Genomic DNA, 21,612 nt, shown 5'->3' with positions numbered 1-21,612 from the left:
TATGAGTTTCGATGACCAGCTTCCGCCTAAAATTCGGTTGCTTCGCGCAGCTGCCGAGTTGCTGGCGAATTCGGAGGGGTCAGCGGTCTCAACGCGCCAGATCACCAAGCTTGCCGGGGTCACGGCGCCCACGCTCTACCACCACTTCGGAGACAAAGAGGGTTTGTTCGACGCCGTCGTATCAGCCGGATTTGAAGAGTATGTGGCGGGGGAGCGGGATTTTGCACCGTCCGGGGAGCCCTTGGAAGACGTCCGGCGGATGTGGGACAACCACGTCCAGTTCGGGCTGAGCCAACCCCATCTGTATCTGGTGATGTTCGGCAACATCAGGCCGGAAAGCCGCCCAGCGATCGTGGCCGATGCTGAAGCGCTTCTGGAAGAGATGCTGAACAAGGCCGCTATCTCGGGCCAGATCAACGTGCCGCCCCGCGAAGCGGCCCGCAGCATTCTGGCCGCCAACGTGGGCGTCACGCTCATGCTGATCGCTGAACCGGTGGAAGAAAGGAACCTCGAGCTCTCAACGATGACCCGGGATTCCATGATTTTTGCTGTCTCCACGGACACTGCCCGTGGCGCCGCGGCGGACGATTCCGGTAAATCGTCCGTGGTTGTTGCGGCAATCGCCCTGAATGCGGCACTGCAGGCCTCACATTCAGACCAACTTTCCAGCTCTGAATTGAAGCTGTTCCTTGAGTGGCTTCACCGCATTTCCAGCAGCTCCTAAGGCTGTTCTCTCTCGATCTATATCGACTGACCCCGCGCCGCAGCGGGACACACGTTAGGAATTCACATGGCAACAGAGACCGTTGCGAAGCCCCGCACCAGCGCCCGTGTTGGTGTCCAAAAGTTCGGGACATTCCTGTCCGGCATGATCATGCCGAACATTGGTGCCTTCATCGCCTGGGGCCTCATCACAGCCCTGTTCATCGAAAAGGGCTGGATTCCGGTCCCGGAGCTTGGCGGTTATGGGACCAACGCCGAAGGTGTTGCCCACGTGGGCCTTGTGGGCCCCATGGTCAACTACCTGCTTCCGCTCCTGATTGCCTACACCGGCGGCCGGATGGTCTACGACGTTCGCGGCGGCGTGGTGGGTGCCATCGCCACCATGGGCGTGATTGTCGGTACCGGCATCCCCATGTTCATTGGCGCCATGATCATGGGCCCGCTGGGCGGCTGGACCATGAAGAAGATCGACGCCATTTGGGACGGCAAGATCCGGCCCGGTTTTGAGATGCTGGTCAATAACTTCTCTGCCGGTATCTGGGGCGGAATCCTGACCCTGCTCGGGTTCTACGGGCTGACGCCCGTGGTCAAGGCCTTCACGGCCGGCGCCGGCTCCGTGGTCCAGTTCCTGGTGGACAACGGCCTCCTGCCGCTGACCAGCATTTTCATCGAACCTGCCAAGGTCCTCTTCCTCAACAACGCCATCAACCACGGCGTGCTGACTCCGCTGGGCATCCAGCAGTCGCTGGACCAGGGCAAGTCCATCCTGTTCCTGCTCGAGGCCAACCCCGGCCCGGGCCTGGGCATCCTGCTGGCGTACATGTTCTTCGGCCGTGGAGCTGCCCGTGCTTCGGCACCCGGTGCCGCGATCATCCACTTCCTCGGTGGTATCCACGAGATCTACTTCCCGTACGTCCTGATGAAGCCCATCCTCATCCTCGCCGCGATCGGCGGTGGCATGACGGGCATCGCCACCTTGGCCATCACCAACTCCGGACTCGTGGCACCTGCTGCTCCGGGTTCCATCATCGCGGTCATTGCCCAGACCTCCCGCGACAGCTACGTCGGCGTCATCCTGGCGGTTGTCCTGGCCACTGCCGTGTCCTTCCTGATCGCTTCGCTGATTCTGCGGACCTCCAAGAACAAGGGCGAGGATGACCTCTCCGCCGCCACATCCCGCATGGAGGCCATGAAGGGCAAGAAGAGCTCGGTCTCTTCAGCATTGGTAGGCGACAGGGCTGCAGCCCAGGGTGAGGGCACCGTCCTCACCCGCCCGGTTCAAAACATCGTGTTCGCTTGCGACGCCGGCATGGGTTCAAGTGCCATGGGCGCCTCGGTGCTGCGCAACAAGATCAAGGCGGCCGGCTTCCCGGACGTCAAAGTCACCAACTCGGCCATCGCGAACCTCAGCGACAGCTACGACGTTGTGGTCACCCACCAGGACCTGACCGAACGAGCCCAGCCGAGGACGGCCAGTGCCATCCACTACTCGGTGGACAACTTCATGAACAGCCCCGAGTATGACGACATTGTTGAGCTGGTCCGCAGCAGCAACACTGACGCCACAGCGTCAGGCACGACGGCGGAACCCGCCGCCGGGGCACAGCCCACCGAAGCTGCCACAACAGCAGCCCCCGCCCAGGGTGCGCATACCGCTGAACCGGCTGTCGGCGTCGGGGGTCAAGCAAACGGCGCTCAAGCAACAGGCGCTCAAGCTGAAGGCAAAGGTGTCCTGCTTCGCGAAAGCGTGGTCCTGAACGGAACCGCAACGGACCGTGATGCTGCGATCGACGAGGCGGGCAAGCTCCTGCTTGACCGCGGTGCCGTGGATGTGAGCTACGTCCACGCCATGCACGAGCGCGAGGAATCCGTGTCCACATACATGGGCAGCTTCCTGGCGATCCCGCACGGCACCAACGATGCCAAGGAGCACATCAACCACTCGGCCGTGTCCATCATCCGCTACCCGGAGGGCATCGACTGGGGTGGCAAGCAAGTGAAGTTCGTGGTTGGCGTGGCCGGCCTCAACAATGAACACCTCCACATCCTGTCTTCAATCGCCAAGATCTTCACCAACAAGGCCCAGGTGGCCCAGTTGGAGGAAGCAACCACGGTTGATGAAGTGTTGGAGCTGTTCGGAAAGGTCAACGCATAGTGAAGGCAGTCCATTTTGGGGCAGGCAACATCGGGCGTGGCTTCGTGGGGCTGCTGCTTCACGAAGCCGGCTATGAGGTGGTGTTCGCCGATGTCGCGGACGCGCTGATCAGCCAGCTCGCGGCGGCAAGCAGCTATGACGTCCACGAGGTTGGCGAGAACCCGGCGGTCAAGACCGTCACAGGTTTCCGCGCCCTTAACTCGGGTTCGCAGGAAGTCGCCGTTGTGGAGGAAATCTCGACGGCGGATGTGGTCACCACTGCGGTGGGTCCGCACATCCTGAAGTTCGTGGCACCGGTGATCGCCAGGGGACTGGCCGCCCGTTCCCCGGAGTTGCCGCCATTGCAGGTCATGGCCTGCGAGAACGCCATTAACGCTACGGATCTCCTGCACACGGAAATCCGTGCGGCCTGGGACGACTCCGCGGGCGACTTGGACGCGCTCGCAGTCTTTGCCAACACGGCGGTGGACCGCATTGTCCCCAACCAGGCGCCGGGCCAGGGCCTGGACGTCACCGTGGAGACGTTCTACGAGTGGGTCATTGACCGGACTCCGTTTGGTGGCAACGCGCCGGTGATCCCGGGCGCCACGTTCGTGGACGAGCTTGGTCCATACATTGAGCGCAAGCTGTTCACGGTCAATACCGGCCATGCTTCGGCCGCGTACTTCGGGTACCAGGCCGGGCTTGAGAAGATCTCCGATGCCATGGCGGATCCGTCTGTTGCAGCGAAGGTCCGCGCAGTGCTGGAGGAAACCAAGGAACTGCTGGTTGCCAAGCATGGGTTTGTTGAGGCGGAGCAGGAGGCCTATGTCCAGAAAATCCTTTCCCGCTTCACCAACCCGCATCTGCCGGACACGGTGAACCGCGTGGGCAGGGCGCCCTTGCGGAAGCTCAGCCGGCATGAGCGCTTTGTTGGTCCTGCTGCGGAGTTGGCCGAGCGTGGCGTGACACCGGTGGCACTTCTTGAGGCGATGTCTGCTGCCCTCCGCTTCGACGACGCTAACGACGACGAAGCCGTAGAGCTCGCAAAGCTGCTCTCGGCGCTGGACGCTGCGGCCGCCGTCGAACGCATCACGGAACTGACGGCCTCGCACCCACTGTTCGCTGCCGTCCAGAAGCTCGTGGAGGATCGGCAAGCAGAATCCTGATCCTGACGATCGAAAAGTAACAAAGGCTCTCCAGCGGGAGAAAAACGCGTGACTTCGGTCACTTTCAACCGCTGGAGGGCCTTTCGGTTTTGAAGTTAGCCTCACCTTACTAATAGAGTCAAAAGCAATTAGGCAACACATCTATGACTTATTAGTGAGTGGAGTACCGGCGTGAAAAAGAGGCTGTCGAGCTACATCGGGGCACTGGCTGCAGGCGCTGCCTTGCTGACCGTTACGGCATGTGGAGGCGGGGCGGCGGCGTCTTCCCAGCCCGGGGAAGCCGGCACCATCACGATTGAACACGCCCAAGGCTCCACCTCGAATGTTCCCGTGAACCCGGCCAAGGTGGTCACTTTCGATCTCGGCGTTTTGGATACCATGAACGCGCTCGGCGTGGAGCCCACCGGCGTTCCCGAAGCCAGCTACCCGGAAGCACTCAAGAAGTTCTCCGACGCCAAGTATGCCAAGGTGGGCTCGCTGAAGGAGCCCGATTTCGAAGCCGTCAGCTCCGCAGCTCCGGACCTCATCATCGTCTCCGGCCGCACCGCCGGCGCCTACGAGGAATTGAGCAAGATCGCCCCCACCATCGATCTCTCCGTTGACGCCGCCAAGCCGATGGAAAGCTTCAAGGCCCAGACCGAGAAGCTCGGCAAGATCTTCAAGAAGGAAGACGAAGTCGCCTCCAAGCTTGCAGAGGTAGACAAGAAGGTGGCTGAGACCAAGACCAAGGCCACCTCTGCCGGCAAGGGCCTGATCGTCCTGACCTCCGGTGGCGAAGTCACCGCGTACGGTGCGGGCTCACGCTTCGGCATCATCCACGACGTCCTGGGCGTCCCCACTGCGGCCGACGTCAAGGCCGAGGGCTCCCACGGCGAGGCTGTTTCCTTCGAATACATCAAGGAAACCAACCCGGACATCCTCTACGTCATCAACCGCGATACCGCGATCGGCACCCCCGGCTCCACAGCCAACCCCATCCTGGACAACGAGCTCGTGAAGTCCACCAACGCCGCCAAGAACAACAAGATCGTCAACCTCGATCCCGCCGGTTGGTACATCGTTGGCTACGGCCTGAACAACGTCCAGGCCATGGTCACCGCAGTGGCCGACTCCGTCGCCTGACCTTCCGCTTCACCTGAAATCCTGACGTGACAATTACAGCCGTGCGCCCCACGGCAGCAGCAAGCCGCAACCGGACTGGCGAAACCGCCCGCCTGGTTGCGGCTGCCGTCGTTGTGCTGGTGATTGCGGTTGGCAGTATCTTCGTCGGGGTCAGCGACGTTTCGTTGCCGGCCCTGCTGGCGAACGACGCCGGTGCTTGGGAGATCTTCTGGGTCTCCCGGGTGCCACGCACCTTGGCTGTGGTGCTGGCCGGGATGGCCGTCGCCGTTGCCGGGTTGATCATGCAGCTCATGGCCCGGAACCGCTTTGTTGAGCCGTCCACTGTGGGCACGGTGGAATCGGCCACTCTCGGCATCCTGGTGGTCACCGTGTTTGCCCCGGACTCACCGATTCTGACCAAGATGATCGTGGCATCCGTGTTCGCCGTCCTGGGCACAGCCCTGTTCCTGGCGATCCTCCGGAGGCTTCCGGCCCGGAATACCCTGCTGATTCCGCTGGTGGGCATCATGCTGGGCGGCATCATCGCGGCCGTCACTACGTTCTTCGCCTACCGTTTTGACCTGTTGCAGACGCTCAGCAACTGGATGATCGGCGACTTCTCCGGGGTGCTGCGCGGCCGGTACGAACTGCTGTGGATCGTGGCTGTCCTGGTGTTGGTGGGCCTCCTTGCTGCCGACCGCTTCACCGTGGCCGGCATGGGCCAGGACTTCACCACCAACCTTGGCCTGAACTACGCCCGCACCATGCGGCTCGGCCTGATGATCGTCTCGCTGATCTCGGCGGTTGTTGTTACCACTGTGGGCGCTGTGCCGTTCCTCGGCCTGGTGGTCCCCAACATTGTTTCCCTGCTGTTCGGCGACAATCTCCGCCGTGCCGTTCCCTGGACCGCGCTTTTCGGGGCGGCGTTCGTGCTGGTTTGCGACATCATTGGCCGGACCATTCGGTTCCCCTATGAGGTTCCTGTGGGCATGGTCATGTCCGTCCTGGGTGCCATCTTGTTTCTCTTCCTGCTGTTGAGGAAACGCAATGCCTGAAACTTCCGTGACGCCGGCACCCCTGAAGCCACTCGCGCCCGTTTCTGTGGTGGCCCGCCTGCGCGCAACCGTACGAAGCACCCCGCCGGGACTGGTGATCGCCATCCTGGCGATTGCCGCCGTCGTTCTTGTTGCTGTTTTCCTGACCATCGACCTCAAAGGCAACATCGCGTACATCCTGCCGCGCCGGGCCATCAAGGTCTCAGCGATGCTGCTGGTAGCCGTGGCGGTTGGAGTGTCCACGCTGCTTTTCCAGACCGTGACGGCCAACCGGATCCTGACGCCGTCCATTATGGGCTTCGACTCCCTGTACATCCTGGTGCAAACCGCGCTGGCTTTCATTGCCGGGGCCGCGACGTTGGCCACCGCTCCGTCGACGCTCAAGTTCGGTGTGGAGATCCTGCTGATGGTGGGATTCAGCGCGTTCCTTTACCGGTGGATGTTCACCGGGGCCACGAGGTCCCTGCATCTGCTGTTGCTCGTTGGGATTGTGCTTGGCACGCTGTTCCGTGGTTTCTCCTCGCTGTTGCAGAGGCTCATGGAACCGAGCGAATTCATCATCCTCCAGGACCTGTTCTTCGCCAGCTTCAACAACGTGGACCCGGGGCTGCTGGGTGTTTCCGCGGTGCTGGTTGCGCTGGTATGCGTCGGAGTGTGGCGCATGCGGCACACCTTGGACGTGCTGGCGCTTGGCCGGGAAGTGGCCATCAACGTCGGCGTGGACCACAAGCGCGTGGTGATGCGGGTGTTGCTTGCATGCTCGCTGCTGGTTGCCATCTCCACGGCCCTGGTGGGTCCCGTGACGTTCTTCGGGCTCCTGGTGGTGAGCCTCGGCTATCAGCTCTGCCGTGGTTTCCGGCATGCCTGGCTTCTGCCGATCGTGGTGTTGATCGGTGCCATTGCGTTGGTGGGCGGCCAGTTGCTGCTGGAGCGCGTGTTCGGCTTTGCCACTGCCCTGAGCGTCATCATCGAGTTCACCGGCGGCATCCTCTTCCTTTACCTGTTGCTGAAAGGCTCGCTGAAATGATTACCGTCCGGAACGTGACCAAGCGCTACGGCGGCACCACCGTGCTGGACGATGTGACCTGCGAGATTCCCCGCGGCGGCATCACGTCCATCATCGGCCCCAATGGCGCCGGCAAGTCGACGCTTCTCTCCCTGATCAGCCGGCTGCAGCCCATGGATGCCGGGGGAGTCTCAGTTGCCGGACTGGATGTCACGGCCACCCCCAGTAAGGAACTGGCCAAGACCATGGCCATCCTCCGTCAGGAAAACCACCTGACGATGCGGCTTACCGTGCGCGACCTCGTGGCTTTTGGGCGCTTTCCCCACAGTGGAGGCCGGCCCACCGTGGAGGATCTTGAGCACGTGGACGAGGCGATCCGCCAACTGGACCTCACATCCATGGCCGACAAGTTCGTTGACGAGCTCTCCGGCGGTCAGCGTCAGCGTGCCTACATCGCGATGGTCCTGGCGCAGGACACTGAATACCTGCTGCTGGATGAGCCCCTGAACAACCTGGACATGAAGCACTCGGTGGAGATGATGCGGTTGCTCCGGCGTTTGGCTGACGAACTGGGCAAGACCATCGTGCTGGTGGTCCACGACATCAATTTCGCGTCCTGCTACTCGGACACCATCCTGGCCATGAAGAACGGCAGGCTCATCCATCAGGGCACGCCGTCGGAAATCATGCGCGCGGGGATGCTGCACGACGTCTATGACATTGATATCCGGATTGAGGAGATCGACGGCAACCGCATCGGAGTGTACTTCGCCTGACGGGTTTCTGTCCCTGCTGCAAGAAGAGCGCGACGCCGGCACCCAAGCTGGGTACCGACGTCGGCCTCTGTTTGTTGGAAGTCAGCGCGCCTTAATGTGTTAGCGCGCTGCCACGGTTTCGGCTTCAGCCATCGCCTTCCATTCGGCCACGCGGGCCTGATGCAGGGGCGACCTGCGGACCACTGCGTAAGCGACGCCGAGGATGGCGAACCAGATGGGCGTTACCAGCAGGGCTGTGAGGGTGTCCGGCTGGGTGGTCAGCGCCCAAACCAGGAACGCGAAGAATGCGAAGACAATCCACACCATCGGGATGCCGCCGGGCATCTTGAAGGGTGAGGCCGCGTGCTGCTCGGGGCGGCGTTTGCGGTAAACGAGGTAGCTGGCCAGGATGATCGACCAGACGAACATGAAGCAGACCGCGGAAACGGTGGTCACCATGTCGAAGGCAACTCCAACGTCCTTGCCCGCATAAAGAAGCGCGACGCCGGCCAGCAGCAGGACGCAGGACAGGAACAGGGCGTTCTGGGGTACTTTGCGGCTGGAGAGCCGACCGAAGAGCTTGGGCGCATCGCCGTCGTTGGCCAGGCCGTAAACCATGCGGGACGTGGAGTAGATGCCCGAGTTGGCCGACGACATGGCCGAGGTGAGCACTACGAGGTTGACCACGGTGGCTGCCATTCCCAAACCGGCGAGGGAGAACATGGCGATGAAGGGGCTCTGGCCCGCCTTGAACTCGGTCCAAGGTGTGACCGACATGAGGATGATGAGGGCGCCGACGTAGAAGAGCATGACGCGCAGGGGGATGGCATTGATGGCGCGGGGGAGATTGTGCTCCGGGTTCTTGGTTTCAGCCGCTGCGGTGCCCACCAGTTCAATGCCCACGAAGGCGAACACGGCGATCTGGAAACCGGCCACGAAGCCCATGAATTCCTTGGGGAAGAAGCCGCCATGGCTCCAGAGATTGGTGAAGCTTGCGGTTCCCGCGTTGGACTGGAAGCCGGTGAAAATCATCACCAGGCCCACCACGATCAATGCCACGATGGCAACGATTTTGATCAGGGCGAACCAGAACTCTGTCTCACCGAAGGCCTTCACAGTGGGAAGGTTCAGGAGGAGCAGGATGATGATGGTTGCCAGGCCCGGGATCCAGAGCTGGATTCCCGGCCAAAGTTCGTCGGCGTAGCCCGCGATCGCGATGACGTCCGCCACGCCGGTGACCACCCAGCAGAACCAGTAGGTCCAACCGGTGAAGAAGCCCGCCCACGGGCCCAAGAGGTCGCCCGCGAAGTCGCTGAAGGACTTGTAGTTCAGGTTGGACAGCAGGAGCTGGCCCATGGCCCTCATGACGAAGAACAGCATGAAGCCGATGATCATGTACACAAAGATCACGGACGGGCCGGCGACGGAGATGGTCTTGCCGGAGCCCATGAACAGGCCGGTGCCGATTGCGCCGCCGATTGCCAGGAGCTGGATGTGGCGGTTGCTGAGCGAGCGTGACAGGTGGGGCTCGCTGTCCCTGCTGGAGGCGCGGAGCTGCCCCTGTGTTGTCTGATCGGACATTAGTTCAAGAACCCTTCGAAGGACCCGCCACAATAGTGACGGCCGTTACAAATGTGTTCGATAAAGCTATAGCCAATGCCTGACAAATGGCGAATCGGTCTGCATGGCGAAAGCTCCTCTTGTGGGAAAGAGGAGCTTAGGCCGTGGTTTGGTGCTGTTTCTGATGCTGTTTCTGATGCCGCGGCGCCTAGGCGATCTGGCGCTTGTAGGCTGCCGTGGCAAAGGCGTAGGAGACAACGAGGATCCCGAGGCACCAGGCCAAGGCCACCCAGATGTCGCCACCCACCGGACGCAGGGCGAACAGGTCCTGGATGGTGTTCACGATTGAGGTCACCGGCTGGTTTTCAGCGAACCAGCGCACCGGGCCGGGCATGGTTTCCGTGGGGACGAATGCCGAACTGATGAAAGGCAGGAAGATCAACGGGTAGGAGAATCCTCCCGCCCCGTCCACCGATTTTGCCGAGAGGCCGGCGATGATGGCAATCCACGTCAGCGCCAGGGTGAAGAGTGCCAAAATACCCGCCACGGCCAACCAGTCCAGCACATTGGCCGAGGTGCGGAAACCCATGAGGAGCGCCACCAGGACGATGATCACCAGCGAGAGGCCGTTAGCCACCAGCGAGGTCAGTACGTGGGCCCAAAGAACCGACGAACGTGCGATCGGCATGGACTGGAACCGCTCGAAGATCCCACTCTGCATGTCCGTAAACAAGCGGACGGCCGTGTAAGCGATGCCGGATGCGATCGCAATCAGCATGATGCCCGGGAGCAGGTAGTTGACGTAGTTGTCCGTGTCCGTCCTGATGGCCCCGCCGAAGACGTAGACGAACAGCAGCATCAGAGCGATCGGGGTGATCGCGGTGGTGATGATGGTGTCCACGCTCCGGAAGATGTGCCGCATGGAACGGCCCAGCAGGACAGAGGTGTCTGCGAAGAAGTGGGTGTTCATGACCTGTCCTTTACTGACTCGGGGCTGGCGGCTTGGGTGGCGGTGCCTGTGCCGGTGCCTGCGCTGGTGCTGGCGCCGGTGCCTACCAGTGCCAGGAAGATGTCCTCCAGGCTCGGCTGTTTCTCGACGTATTCGATTTTGGCCGGCGGCAACAGGCGCTTGAGTTCGGCCAGGGTTCCGTTGGCGATGATCCGCCCCTCATGGAGGATGGCAATCCGATCAGCAAGCTGTTCGGCTTCGTCCAGATACTGCGTGGTGAGGAGGACTGTGGTCCCCTGATGGGCGAGATTCTTGACGATCTGCCAGACCTCAAGGCGGGCTTCCGGGTCGAGGCCGGTGGTTGGCTCATCCAGGAAGATCACCTTCGGATCGCCGATCAGGCTCATGGCGATGTCGAGGCGGCGACGCATACCGCCCGAGTACGTTCCCACCTTGCGGGGACCGGCCTCGGTGAGGCTGAACCGGGCCAGCAGGTCATCTGCTATTCCGCCCGGATTCTTCAAGTGCCTGAGTTTCGCCACCAGGATCAGGTTCTCCTTGCCGGAGAGGACTTCATCCACTGCGGCGAACTGACCGGTGAGGCTGATGGACTGCCTCACCTGGAGCGACTCGGCGGCAACGTCAAAGCCTTCGACGGCGGCCGAGCCGGCGTCCGCTTTCAGCAGCGTAGAGAGGATTTTCACCATGGTGGTCTTGCCCGCTCCGTTGGAGCCCAGCAGGGCAAAGATGCTGCCGGGGGCTACCTCGAAATCGACTCCACGGAGTACATGAAGGTCCTTGTAGGACTTTTCGATGCCCTTTACTTGTATTGCCGCAGCAGTCATGATTCCGCTTCTTTCGCCTTGTCGATTGCCTTGTTCAGGCGCTCGCGTTCCTTGTCGATCCAGCGCTTGCCGCCGTACGCCTGGGCGAAGGTTTCGGCGAATTCGATCGGATCTTCGCCCACCATTTCGGTCACCGGCGTGCCTTCAATAGCAGCCCTTTCCCATAGGTCTGCCAGGTCCGTGAACATCTGGACCATGGTGTCGCCGTCGGTGACGCCGCCGTAGTACATCAGGTACCGGTTGAAGGCCGACGCTACGGTCCGGTAGGGCTCGGGCAGTGCATCCATGCGGCCCTTGGCTTGCTTGTACTGCTTCTTCTGCTCGAGTGATCCGGTGACCAGTTCGATCCATTTTGCTGCCATGGTTACTTTCCTTCCTTGCGGAGCTCTTCAATCCGTCCGGACAAGAAGCTCCAGGTGTTCCAGAATTCGTTCAGTTCTTTTTGGCCCTGCGCGTTGAGCGTGTAGACCTTGCGGGGCGGCCCTTTTTCGGACGGACGCTTCTCAACGTCCACTAGCCCCTTTTGCTCGATCCTGACCAGCAGCGCGTACACGGTGCCTTCAGCGATCTCGGTGAATCCCTGCTCACGGAGCAGCGTGGTGATCTCGTATCCATACGCTGCCTTGCCGGTCAGGAGGGCCAGGACTATGCCCTCCAATGTGCCTTTGAGCATCTCTGTCATCTGCTTGCCCATCGGACACCTCCCTCGCTACTCAGTATTACTAGCTACCACTACATAGTAAAACTAAGTACCGGTACTTAGCAACACTGAGTTCTGGAATTATTTTGCCAAGTGGCATGCTGGGGTGGTGACTACTCCATCCGGTACCGTGCCCGCCTTGTTCACCGCGGCCGTCGAGGGTGGAACCTTCACCCTTAGGCGGGCGCATAAAGGCGACCTGCCCCGGATCCTTGAACTGCTGGTGGACGATCAGTTGGGTGCCACCCGCGAAAACACTGAGGATCCAGTGCCCTACCAGCAGGCTTTTGACGCGATCGACGCCGATCCCGCCCACCTTCTGGTGGTGGGCGAACTCGCCGGCGAGGTGGTGGCCACGTTCCAGCTGAGCTACCTACCGGGCTTGTCGCGCAAGGGATCCTGGCGTGCGCAGATCGAAGCCGTCCGGGTGGCTGATGCCCTCCGGGGCCAAGGTGTTGGGGCGCTGATGATCCAGTGGGCCGTTGACCAGGCGCAGGAGCGGGGCTGCTCACTGGTGCAGCTGACCACGGACAAATCGAGGGTAGCGGCGCACCGTTTCTACGAGCGGTTGGGGTTTGTCGCCAGCCATGAGGGCATGAAGCTGACGCTGTGACCATCTGCGGCGCTTGCTTGTTTTCCACTGCTTGCTTTCCATGGTGCCCGTTTCCACACTTGCCCGTTTTCCACAGTGCTTGTTTTCCACATAGGGAGATTCCGCCCTTATGGTGCCGGAGGCCCGCTGGAAGGGTTGGGGCATGGAGAAGATTCGAGAGCGGCAAGGAGTGGACCCCGGTTCAATTGCCTCCGGGGTGGGGAACGAGGCCGGCGAATCGGTGCTCGGCGTCCCGGCCCTCATCGCACTGTTGGGAGGCATTCGTCTTGGTTCTTCCAGCGTTCAGCTGATTGATCAGCTGCGTGGGCTGGAGGACATGAAGTCTGCCATCGCCGGAGTCCAAGCCCGTGCAGCCGTGGCCTTCGACCTCGCTCAACGCCGTGAGCAGGCGCTTGCCGGTGTTCCTTCTTCGGAGCAGGGGCAGAGTTCAGGAGCCCAGATTGCCTTGGCGCGTCGTGAGTCGCCAAGCCGGGGATCCCGTCTCCTTGGCCTGGCGAACGCGCTGGTGACAGAAATGCCACGCACAATGGCCGCCTTGGAATCTGGCCAGCTCAACGAGTGGCGGGCCACTTTGCTTGTCAAAGAGACGGCGTGCCTCTCGGTGGAGGACCGGCGCTCCGTAGACGAGGAGCTCGCCGCTGACATGGGTACTTTCGAGGGCGCCGGCGACAAAGCCATCATCGCTGCCGCGAAAGCCGCCGCCTACCGGCGCGATCCCCGTTCTGTCGCCCAACGCGCAACTCAGGCTGCCACTGGGCGGATGGTCAGCCTCCGGCCGGCACAGGACGCCATGACCTACCTCACGGCACTGCTTCCCGTTGCCCAGGGGGTGGCCATCTGGGCCGCACTCAGTCGAAAAGCCGACTCTTCCCGCTCCGGTGGCGAGTCCCGGACCCGGGCCCAGGTTATGGCAGACGCCCTCGTTGAACGGGTCACAGGGAGGCGTGGTGGGATCGCCGGCGTCGACCTTGAGCTCATCATGACAGACCGCACCCTGTTGCAAGGTGACAGCGAGCCTGCCCGACTCAAGGGCTATGGGATAGTGCCGGCAGCCTGGGCCAGGGCCTTGGTTGGCGCAGGAGAAGCTGCTTCGGAAGCGGTAGGGGAAATGACGCGCGCGGCCAACGAAGGGCATGCAGCGCGGGCCAGTGAGCCGGGTGGCCGTGTGCTGCCACGCCGGACGGCACCCCCGGCCCAAGATGCGGAATTTAATGTGTGGGTCCGCCGCCTCTATACGGCTCCGTCCTCGGGTGAGCTGCTCACCATGGACTCGAAAGCTCGACTGTTCCCGCCGAGACTGAGGCGTTTCGTTGAAGTCCGCGATGACATATGCCGCACGCCCTACTGTGACGCTCCCATCCGGCACATCGATCACGTTGTCCCGTGGCATTCAGGAGGGACCACCACCGTGGGCAATGGCGCCGGGCTCTGTGAAGCCTGCAATCACACCAAGGAAAACCCTGGATGGATGGCAAAGCAGGTGTCCGGAGAAGTTCACACGTTGGAGGTCAGGACGCCCACCGGGCATGGGTATCGTTCATCGGCGCCGCCGCTCCCGGGGCACAGTGGGCCGCAGGGGTCGTAGTTTGATATTTAGGTACCCTAACTGTTAGGCTACCTAAATATGAACTCCTTTGATCCCCGGCTGCTGGAACTCGCGCAGGAATTCCGTGAGTCATTGCGGCTCGGCGTTTACATGTTCCGCCGCCTTGATCCTGAAGGTGACCTTACCGCTGCCCAACTCAGCCTGCTGTCCATGACTTCAGATGGCGGCCTCCGTGTTGGTGATATCGCCAAGAACCTGGGCATCAAAGTTCCCAGTGCTACCGAGCAGATCATCAAGCTCGAGCGTGCCGGCCTGGTCACCAGACAGCAGGATCCCGATGATTCCCGCGCAGTCCAGGTAGTGATCACCGAGGCAGGGACGGCCGCCGTCGGGTTTGCCAACCAGCGGCGCAACGCCATGGTGGCAGAACTGCTCAAAGGCCTTAGCGGCGACGAAATCGAGCATCTCGCCGCAGCATTGCCAGTCATCGCCAAGCTCAACAGTTCATTCCAGAACTGAGTAATCCATCACGACTAGAAAAACCCAGCACACAAGGAGCCATTGAATGTCACGCCAGTTGGCTGACGCTTCAGCAAGCGCCGAAACAACAATCGAAACCACGCTGGAGGCTGAGAAAGCTTCCTTCCTTAAGCAGCCGAAGGCCGTGTGGGCCACAGCGCTCGCGGCCGTCTTCGCGTTTATGGGCATCGGGCTCGTGGACCCCATCCTGCCCGCGATCGCCAAGAACCTTGAAGCGTCCACCAGCGAGGTATCCCTTCTCTTCACCAGTTACTTCCTGGTGACAGCCATTGCCATGCTGATCAGCGGCTTTGTCTCCTCAAGGATCGGCGGCAAGAAGACCCTGTTGATCGGGTTGGCCATCATCGTGGTGTTCGCGTCGTTGTCGGGGCTCTCCGGAAGCGTTGAACAATTGGTGGGCTTCCGCGCAGGGTGGGGTCTCGGCAACGCCCTGTTCGTGGCCACGGCCCTTGCCGTGATCGTTGGTGTAGCCAGCGGTGGGACCGGCACGGCCATCATCCTCTATGAAGCAGCCCTGGGCCTTGGCATCTCACTCGGCCCATTGCTGGGTGCGCTCCTTGGCGGCTGGCAGTGGAGGGCGCCCTTCTTCGGTACGGCAGTCCTCATGGCCGCTGCATTCATCGCCCTGCTGGCATTGTTGCCAAAAACGCCCGCTCCGGCCAAGAAGTCCCGTCTCCGGGATCCGCTCCTGGCGCTTGGACATAAGGGCCTTCGCACCACCGCAGCCAGCGCGCTTTTCTATAACTACGGCTTCTTCACCATCCTCGCTTTCACGCCCTTCATCCTGGGCATGGATGCCTACGGTATCGGGGGCGTGTTCTTTGGCTGGGGTGTGGCCGTGGCCGTCTTCTCGGTATTCGTTGCTCCCGTTCTGCAGAAGCGCTTCGGTGCTGTGAAGGTCCTGACGGGTACGTTGGCTGCCCTCATGCTCGACCTCGTGGGGTTGGGACTGGCCGCAGGGCACTCGGTGACTGCCGTCGTCGTGTTCGTCATCGTGGCCGGTGCCCTGCTGGGCATCAACAACACGGTCTACACAGAACTTGCCATGGGTGTCTCAGACTCACCGCGACCTGTTGCTTCCGCAGGCTACAACTTTGTGCGCTGGATGGGTGGAGCTTTGGCCCCGTTCGCTGCGGCGCAGCTCGGCGAGCACTTCGGACCCCAGGTTCCTTTCTTTGCCGGCGCTGTTGCCATGGTCATCGCCATCCTCATCGCTTTTGGAGGGCGGGCATACCTGAAATCGCACGAGCCGCACTTGGTGTGAGCACTGCGGTGAGGCCCTGCATCCCAAGCAGAACTTAGAACATAACCCCTTAAACAAAACGAAGCCCGGCGGAATCAATCCGCCGGGCTTCGTTTGCGCTACTTTGGTTCGTCGGAGGCTACCGGCAGCGGAGCAACAGGCGCCCCTTTGGGAACGAACAGTGTCTCGGCTTGCTCCAGGGACATGCCGTTGGTCTCGGGAACCTTGAACATCACGAAGAAGAACGACGCCGCCGCGAATGCCGCGTACATGGCGTACGTCAGTGGCAGCGAACCAGCCGCCATGATGGGGAAGCTAAGGGTGATGGCGAAGTTGGCGATCCACTGCGCAGCGGCCGCCAGGCCCAGGGCGCGGGCGCGAATGCGGGACGGGAAGATCTCGCCCAACAGAACCCATACGAGCGGACCCCATGAGGCGCCAAAGCTGATCACAAATACGTTGGCGGCCACCAAGGCAACAGGGCCCCAGGCGCCGGGAAGGGTGATTTCCGATCCCGTCCCGGTCGCAGACGAGAAAGCCAGCGCCATGACGCCAAGTGAAACGGCCATGCCGATGGATCCGGTGAGCAGGATGGGCCGTCGTCCGATGCGGTCTACCAGTGCGATGGCTACGAGAGTTACCAGGATATTGGTGACGGACGTGGCCACAGAGATGGTGAGTGAGTCCTTTTCCTGGAACCCGACAGCCTTCCACAGGGTGGTGGAGTAATAGAAGATGACGTTGATTCCAACGAACTGCTGCAAAACGGAAAGGATAATGCCGATCCAGACCACAGGCAGCAGGCCGAATCGGTTGCCACGCAAGGAGCCCTTCTTGGTGGACAACTTTTCCTGCTGGATGGATTCGCGGATCTCGCGGATGTGCCGTTCTATGTCGTCACCGGGGATGAGCTTGTTGAAGATGGTGCGGGCTTGGTCTTCCTTACCGTTGAGTACCAGGAAGTGAGGGGACTCGGGCAAGCGGAAGGCGATCCATCCGTACACTGCTGCAGGTACGGCGCAGGCGATGAACATCCAGCGCCACGCCTCGATGCCGAACCACAACATACCTCCCGCACCGCCGGCCGAGTTCGCCAGCACTGCATCGGAGAGGAGTGCGGCAAAAATACCGGTGGTGATCGCAAGCTGCTGGAGTGAAGCCAAGCGGCCGCGGACGTGTCGGGGCGAGATCTCGGAGATATAGGCGGGAGCAATGACAGAGGCGAGGCCGATGCCCAGGCCGCCGACGAGCCGCCAGAAGATCAGGTCCCACACGCTGAAGGCAAGGCCTGTGCCGATGGCGCTCACCAAGAAGAGCAGGGCGCCGATCTTCATGGCCGGGATGCGTCCGTAGCGGTCGGCAATCTTGCCGGCAAAGTAGGCACCGGCAGCACAGCCCAGCAGTGCGACAGCTACAGCAAATCCGGTCAGGGCCTCGCTCATGACGAATTCGTCCGCCATCGCATCAACGGCACCGTTGACCACAGAAGAATCGAAACCGAAGAGGAAGCCGCCCACCGCGCCGGCGACGGCCAGGCCGATCACCTTCCGTGAAACTGGGGGCGCGCCTTCGGTGCTGGAACTGGACATGGGTCTCCCTTGGGGAACGGTGGTGTGGGAGCGAAGTGCGGGACGTCGTCGGCTGTCCGACAGGGACGCCGGTGCACTCGCGCTACACAGTGTGGCACGTCATATCGCCACAGTTCCAGTCAAGTGACGGACGCTACATGCATTCAGGTTGTGAACACAACTGCGCCTGTTCGGCAGCTGAGAGCCGGCTGGGAGCCGACTGCAGCTCTTCGCCAAGGGAGGCAGCGAGCCCGTCGTGTAAGTACTTGAACGCAGAAGGGGTGCGACAAGCCAGGTGTGAAGACGGCAGGCAGCCCGAGGGCTGCCTGCCGTTGACTTCAGCACCGGAAAAGGCGCCGAGGGTAAATCGCTTTTAGTTTTGCTAGTGCGCCGGTACTGAATCCTTGGCTGCGGCCTTGGGATCCGTGAGCTTCTTGTTGGGCAACGCGAAGCTAATCAGGAACGCAATGATCATGAGACCAGCGGCTGTCAGCATGACCACATCGATGGCCTGCGCGAAGCCTTCCGTGATTGGCCGGGTGAGTGTGCTGTTCGCCGAGTGGAGCCAACTGGTGTCGTTCAGCGAATCGTTGTTGGCGCCGTTCTTGAAGAAGTCAAAGAGCTTGGCGTTGGCGGGGTCCGAAGCCACGGCAGGGTCACGCATGACCGCCTGGTAGTCCGGGCTGGCTGCTGCGGTCTTCATGCCGTCGGCGATCTTGTCAGCCGCGGTGCTGAACAGCATCGAGATGAACACGGCTGTGCCTACCGCGCCGCCCATGGAGCGGAAGAACGCAGCCGTGGAGGTGCCAACGCCCATGTCCTTCGGCGGAACGGAGACCTGCATGGCGAGCGTCAGGGGCTGCATGCAGAAGCCCAATCCGACGCCGAAGAATACAGCGATCAGGCCGGGGACCCACAAGCCTGTATCGACTCCCAGGACCAGCCCCATGACGGTAGCCGCGCCGGCCAGGATAGCCGTGCCCAGGATCGGGAAGATCCTGTAAACACCCGACGACGAGATGGTGCGGCCGGCAGAGATGGACCCGAACAGGATGCCCACAGTAAAGGTGATCATCATCAGGCCAGCCTCGGTGGGCGTGAGGCCCTTGACCAGCTGCAAGTACATGGGAAGCATGGCGATGGCGCCGAACATGCCGATGCCGATGATGAAGTTCAGCAGGGAAGAGAGCCCAAACGTGGTGTTCTTGAAGAGCCGCAACGGGATCAGCGCGTAGTCTCCGGCACGCTTCTCAGCGAGCAGGAATGACACGATGCCGATGACGCCCAGTCCGTAGCAGAGCCACGATCCGGCGGATGACCAACCCCAGGTCCGGCCCTGTTCTGCCACCAACAGCAGCGGAACAATAGCCAACGTAATTGCGGCAGCACCCCAGTAGTCGATCTTTTGCTTTACATGCCTAGCCGGCAGGTGCAGATACATGAAGACCACTACAAGGGCAGCCAGCCCGATGGGCAGGTTAATGAAGAACACCCAGCGCCAGCCGTCGAAGCCGAGGATATTGGAGGATCCTGCGAAGGCACCGCCGATCACCGGGCCGAGCACGGAAGAAATGCCGAACACCGACATGAAGTAGCCCTGGTACTTGGCCCTGTCCTTCAAAGCAACGATGTCGCCGATGATGGTCAACGCCAAGGCGAGCAAACCACCGGCGCCGAGTCCCTGGATGCCGCGGGCAATCGCCAACTCGGTCATGGAGTGGACCGATCCCGCGTAAAGGGAGCCTGCCAGGAAGATGACGATAGCCACGAGGTACAGCGGGCGACGACCGAAGATGTCGCTCAGCTTTCCGTATAGGGGCGTGCTCACTGTTGAAGTGATCAAGTACGCCGTGGTTGCCCATGCCTGAAGCGAAAGGCCATCGAGGTCGTTGGCAATGGTGTAGATGGACGTGGACACGATGGTCTGATCCAGCGAGGACAGGAACATGCCGAGCATGAGTCCCACCATGACGGTGAGTGTCTGACGATGGGTCAAGACCTCACCGGCGGCCCGAACGGGCGTGGTTTTGGACATATCTTCTCCAGAGGTGGCAGAAAAGTGGATTAAGCAGGATAGTTGCTTTCAGTAACTATCTTACTGCCAGGTTGATTCCCGCTGGGAGAATATTTCTTCAACTTTCCCTCTAAGTCGGAGACCGCGGAAGAGTCAGCGCTCGATCAGGATGCCGTCCGGATCGCAGTAGATCATCACGCCGGGTTGGATGCGGACGCGATCAATGATCAGCTCCACGTCCACCTCTCCAACGCCTGTCTTGGCACTCTTCTTGGGGTTGCTACCCAGTGCCTTGACGCCCAGTGGCAGGCGGGCGATGGCTTCCCGATCCCTGATGGCCCCGTTGATCACTACGCCGGACCAGCCGTTTTCTACAGCACTGGCGGCGATGAGGTCCCCCATAAGCGCCGTGCGGAGTGAAGCCTGGCCGTCAATGACCAGCACGGCCCCTTCGCCGGGGGTATTGAGGACGGTCTTCACCAAGGCATTGTCTTCGAAGCACCGGATAGTGCGCACCGGGCCACTGAAGTGGGTATGGCCACCCAGGTTCTGGAACTGGACCGCTATGGACTCCAGTTCCTCTCCGCGCTCGTCGTAGAGATCGGCTGTATTTACTTGATCACTCACGGTGCTTCTCCTCAATCGCTGTGAGGCCACACTAACGCTCCCCCGGGGGCTAAAGCAGGGCTTTACAGGCCTATGTGGATAAAGAGCCCGACGGCGACCCAGTGACGCTTTGCCGCGTTAGGCTGAATCCGAACATCCAAAATGAGGGGGAACCTGCCATGAGCTTGTCCGACTTGCCGGGTCCGGTGCCGGATCCTGCCGTCGTCCGTGGCGGTACCACTACGGCGCTTGCCGAACCAGTGGTACCAGTGCGGCCGCTCTGGGTCACAGGAGTGGTGCTGGTCAACCTCGGCATCAACGCTGCATTCTTCGGCCCCCTGCAGGTTCTGCTGGGCCAGCAGGCAGCCCACTTTGATGATGGCCAGAAGGAAGCGATCCTGGCATTGGTCACTGGCTGTGGTGCGGCAGTTTCCATGGTGGCAAACCCCTTGTTCGGCGCCTTCAGCGACCGCACTACTTCACGCTTCGGCCGCCGTGTGCCCTGGGTCCTGATGGGTGCCATCCTTGGAGCAGTCGCGCTGGTTGCCCTTGCAGGGGCTCCCAACGTTGCCGTCATGACATTGCTTTGGTGCCTGGTGCAGGCCGGAGCCAACGCCATGTACTCGGCAATTACGGCGGCCGTGCCGGACCGGGTTCCGGTTCCCCAGCGCGGAACCGTTGGCGGTTTGGCGGCCATGGGCCAGACAGTAGGTATCCTCGTCGGCGCAGTGATCGCTGCCGTCGTCGCAGGTAACTTCGCTGCTGGTTACTGGGTGTGCGCAGCAGCGCTGCTGGCCGGCGTCGTGCTTTATCTTTTCAAGAGCGATGACCAACCCCTGTCGCCAGGCGACCGCTCCGCGTTCAAGCTGGCTGAATTCCTCAAGGGCTTCTGGGTTTCGCCCAAACGTTATCCGGACTTCGCCTGGGCGTGGCTGACCAGGTTGTTGGTCAGTACGGGCAACCACATGGTCACGCTGTATCTGCTCTTCTTCCTCAGCGATGCTGTACATCTGGAGGAGACCGAGGGTATCAAGCCTGAGTTCGGCGTTCTCATTCTCACCGGCCTGTATGCAGTCACCGTCATCATCACCAGCGTTGTGGGTGGGCGGTTGAGCGACAGGATGGGCAAGCGGAAACCTTTGGTCATCGCCTCATCCGTCATCATCGCTGCAGCGTCGCTGATCCTCGCTTTTGCTCCCACTTGGATCGGCGGACTTGCCGGTGCGGCGGTGCTGGGAATCGGGTTCGGAGCCTACCTCGCCGTGGACTTCGCGCTGATCACACAGGTCCTGCCGACAGCATTGGACCGGGGCCGGGACCTGGGCATCATCAACATCGCGAACTCGCTGCCCCAAGTGATAGCCCCATTGATTGCGTTCCCATTTGTGGCTTACTGGGGCGGCTACATCTCGCTGTACGTAGCCGCCGCAGTCATCGGGCTTTTGGGTGCCGTGTTCGTGGTGAAGATCAAGAGCGTGGATTAGG

Annotated in this window: 20 protein-coding genes; 12 read left to right on the top strand and 8 right to left on the bottom strand. The window is 61.4% G+C overall.

The features are described from left to right. Position 1 precedes the first annotated feature (1 nt). The 7 genes from LDN85_RS20280 to LDN85_RS20250 all read left to right on the top strand — a co-directional run bounded on the left by LDN85_RS20280 (position 2) and on the right by LDN85_RS20250 (position 7,964). Positions 2 to 724, top strand: a complete 723-nt coding sequence (locus tag LDN85_RS20280) for a TetR/AcrR family transcriptional regulator (protein WP_014923084.1) — start codon at positions 2 to 4, stop codon at positions 722 to 724. Between the two features lie 66 nt (positions 725 to 790). After that, the gene (locus LDN85_RS20275; RefSeq protein WP_223944011.1) at positions 791 to 2,878 is read left to right on the top strand and encodes a PTS mannitol transporter subunit IICBA; all 2,088 of its coding nucleotides are present in this window, start codon (positions 791 to 793) and stop codon (positions 2,876 to 2,878) included. Beyond that, a complete protein-coding gene (locus tag LDN85_RS20270) occupies positions 2,878 to 4,026 on the top strand; it encodes a mannitol-1-phosphate 5-dehydrogenase (protein ID WP_026542995.1) in 1,149 nt (382 codons plus the stop codon). The genes LDN85_RS20275 and LDN85_RS20270 overlap by 1 nt, the downstream gene beginning before the upstream one ends. Positions 4,027 to 4,197: 171 nt before the next feature. After that, positions 4,198 to 5,148: a siderophore ABC transporter substrate-binding protein gene (locus LDN85_RS20265; protein ID WP_223944009.1), complete on the top strand. Its 951-nt coding sequence runs from the start codon at positions 4,198 to 4,200 to the stop codon at positions 5,146 to 5,148. 26 nt (positions 5,149 to 5,174) lie between these two features. Then, entirely contained in the window at positions 5,175 to 6,182 is a 1,008-nt protein-coding gene (locus LDN85_RS20260) for an ABC transporter permease (RefSeq protein WP_223944008.1), read from the top strand. Continuing rightward, positions 6,175 to 7,209 carry an iron chelate uptake ABC transporter family permease subunit gene (locus LDN85_RS20255; RefSeq protein ID WP_223944006.1) on the top strand — a complete coding sequence of 345 codons (1,035 nt, stop codon included), beginning with the start codon at positions 6,175 to 6,177 and terminating at the stop codon, positions 7,207 to 7,209. The genes LDN85_RS20260 and LDN85_RS20255 overlap by 8 nt, the downstream gene beginning before the upstream one ends. Further along, positions 7,206 to 7,964: an ABC transporter ATP-binding protein gene (locus LDN85_RS20250; RefSeq protein ID WP_223944004.1), complete on the top strand. Its 759-nt coding sequence runs from the start codon at positions 7,206 to 7,208 to the stop codon at positions 7,962 to 7,964. Before LDN85_RS20255 ends, LDN85_RS20250 begins: the two co-directional genes overlap by 4 nt. A gap of 99 nt (positions 7,965 to 8,063) precedes the next feature. Here the strand turns inward: LDN85_RS20250 and cycA are convergent, their stop codons facing one another. The 5 genes from cycA to LDN85_RS20225 form a co-directional block, all read right to left on the bottom strand. Further along, entirely contained in the window at positions 8,064 to 9,524 is a 1,461-nt protein-coding gene (gene cycA / locus LDN85_RS20245) for a D-serine/D-alanine/glycine transporter (protein ID WP_202900208.1), read from the bottom strand. A gap of 187 nt (positions 9,525 to 9,711) precedes the next feature. Next, on the bottom strand, positions 9,712 to 10,473 hold the full coding sequence (locus LDN85_RS20240; protein WP_223944003.1) for an ABC transporter permease: 762 nt from the start codon (positions 10,471 to 10,473) through the stop codon (positions 9,712 to 9,714). Continuing rightward, positions 10,470 to 11,297, bottom strand: coding sequence for an ATP-binding cassette domain-containing protein (locus LDN85_RS20235; RefSeq protein ID WP_223944002.1), 828 nt, complete (start codon positions 11,295 to 11,297; stop codon positions 10,470 to 10,472). Before LDN85_RS20235 ends, LDN85_RS20240 begins: the two co-directional genes overlap by 4 nt. Next, positions 11,294 to 11,659 (bottom strand): DUF1048 domain-containing protein, encoded by a 366-nt coding sequence (locus LDN85_RS20230; RefSeq protein WP_026542987.1) that lies wholly within the window; start codon positions 11,657 to 11,659, stop codon positions 11,294 to 11,296. The genes LDN85_RS20235 and LDN85_RS20230 overlap by 4 nt, the downstream gene beginning before the upstream one ends. Positions 11,660 to 11,661: 2 nt before the next feature. Continuing rightward, complete coding sequence (locus tag LDN85_RS20225; RefSeq protein WP_026542986.1) at positions 11,662 to 11,991, bottom strand: PadR family transcriptional regulator; 330 nt, start codon at positions 11,989 to 11,991, stop codon at positions 11,662 to 11,664. A 112-nt stretch (positions 11,992 to 12,103) separates the two neighbouring features. Between LDN85_RS20225 and LDN85_RS20220 the strand changes: the two genes are divergently transcribed. From LDN85_RS20220 to LDN85_RS20205, 4 genes are all read left to right on the top strand, one after another. Next, positions 12,104 to 12,610, top strand: a complete 507-nt coding sequence (locus tag LDN85_RS20220) for a GNAT family N-acetyltransferase (protein WP_223943997.1) — start codon at positions 12,104 to 12,106, stop codon at positions 12,608 to 12,610. A 142-nt stretch (positions 12,611 to 12,752) separates the two neighbouring features. Further along, a complete protein-coding gene (locus LDN85_RS20215; protein ID WP_223943995.1) occupies positions 12,753 to 14,195 on the top strand; it encodes an HNH endonuclease signature motif containing protein in 1,443 nt (480 codons plus the stop codon). A 39-nt stretch (positions 14,196 to 14,234) separates the two neighbouring features. Continuing rightward, positions 14,235 to 14,675: a MarR family transcriptional regulator gene (locus LDN85_RS20210; RefSeq protein WP_026548469.1), complete on the top strand. Its 441-nt coding sequence runs from the start codon at positions 14,235 to 14,237 to the stop codon at positions 14,673 to 14,675. Positions 14,676 to 14,721: 46 nt separating this feature from the next. Beyond that, positions 14,722 to 15,960 (top strand): MFS transporter, encoded by a 1,239-nt coding sequence (locus LDN85_RS20205; protein ID WP_223943993.1) that lies wholly within the window; start codon positions 14,722 to 14,724, stop codon positions 15,958 to 15,960. Between the two features lie 98 nt (positions 15,961 to 16,058). On the opposite strand, the gene LDN85_RS20200 is transcribed toward LDN85_RS20205, so the two are convergent. The 3 genes from LDN85_RS20200 to rraA form a co-directional block, all read right to left on the bottom strand. After that, on the bottom strand, positions 16,059 to 17,528 hold the full coding sequence (locus LDN85_RS20200; protein ID WP_223943991.1) for a sugar porter family MFS transporter: 1,470 nt from the start codon (positions 17,526 to 17,528) through the stop codon (positions 16,059 to 16,061). A 361-nt stretch (positions 17,529 to 17,889) separates the two neighbouring features. Next, entirely contained in the window at positions 17,890 to 19,542 is a 1,653-nt protein-coding gene (locus LDN85_RS20195) for an MDR family MFS transporter (RefSeq protein ID WP_026548467.1), read from the bottom strand. A 132-nt stretch (positions 19,543 to 19,674) separates the two neighbouring features. Next, the gene (rraA, locus tag LDN85_RS20190) at positions 19,675 to 20,148 is read right to left on the bottom strand and encodes a ribonuclease E activity regulator RraA (protein ID WP_223943985.1); all 474 of its coding nucleotides are present in this window, start codon (positions 20,146 to 20,148) and stop codon (positions 19,675 to 19,677) included. Between the two features lie 158 nt (positions 20,149 to 20,306). On the opposite strand from rraA, the gene LDN85_RS20185 reads away from it, so the two are divergent. Further along, a complete protein-coding gene (locus LDN85_RS20185; RefSeq protein WP_026542979.1) occupies positions 20,307 to 21,611 on the top strand; it encodes an MFS transporter in 1,305 nt (434 codons plus the stop codon). Position 21,612 lies beyond the last annotated feature (1 nt).

It is taken from the genome of Arthrobacter sp. StoSoilB20 (assembly GCF_019977295.1).
In the GTDB taxonomy this organism is placed as follows: Bacteria; Actinomycetota; Actinomycetes; order Actinomycetales; family Micrococcaceae; genus Arthrobacter; species Arthrobacter nicotinovorans_A.
The sequence above is the reverse complement of the archived record's forward strand: the minus strand, read 5'-3'. Positions and strand labels throughout refer to the sequence as shown.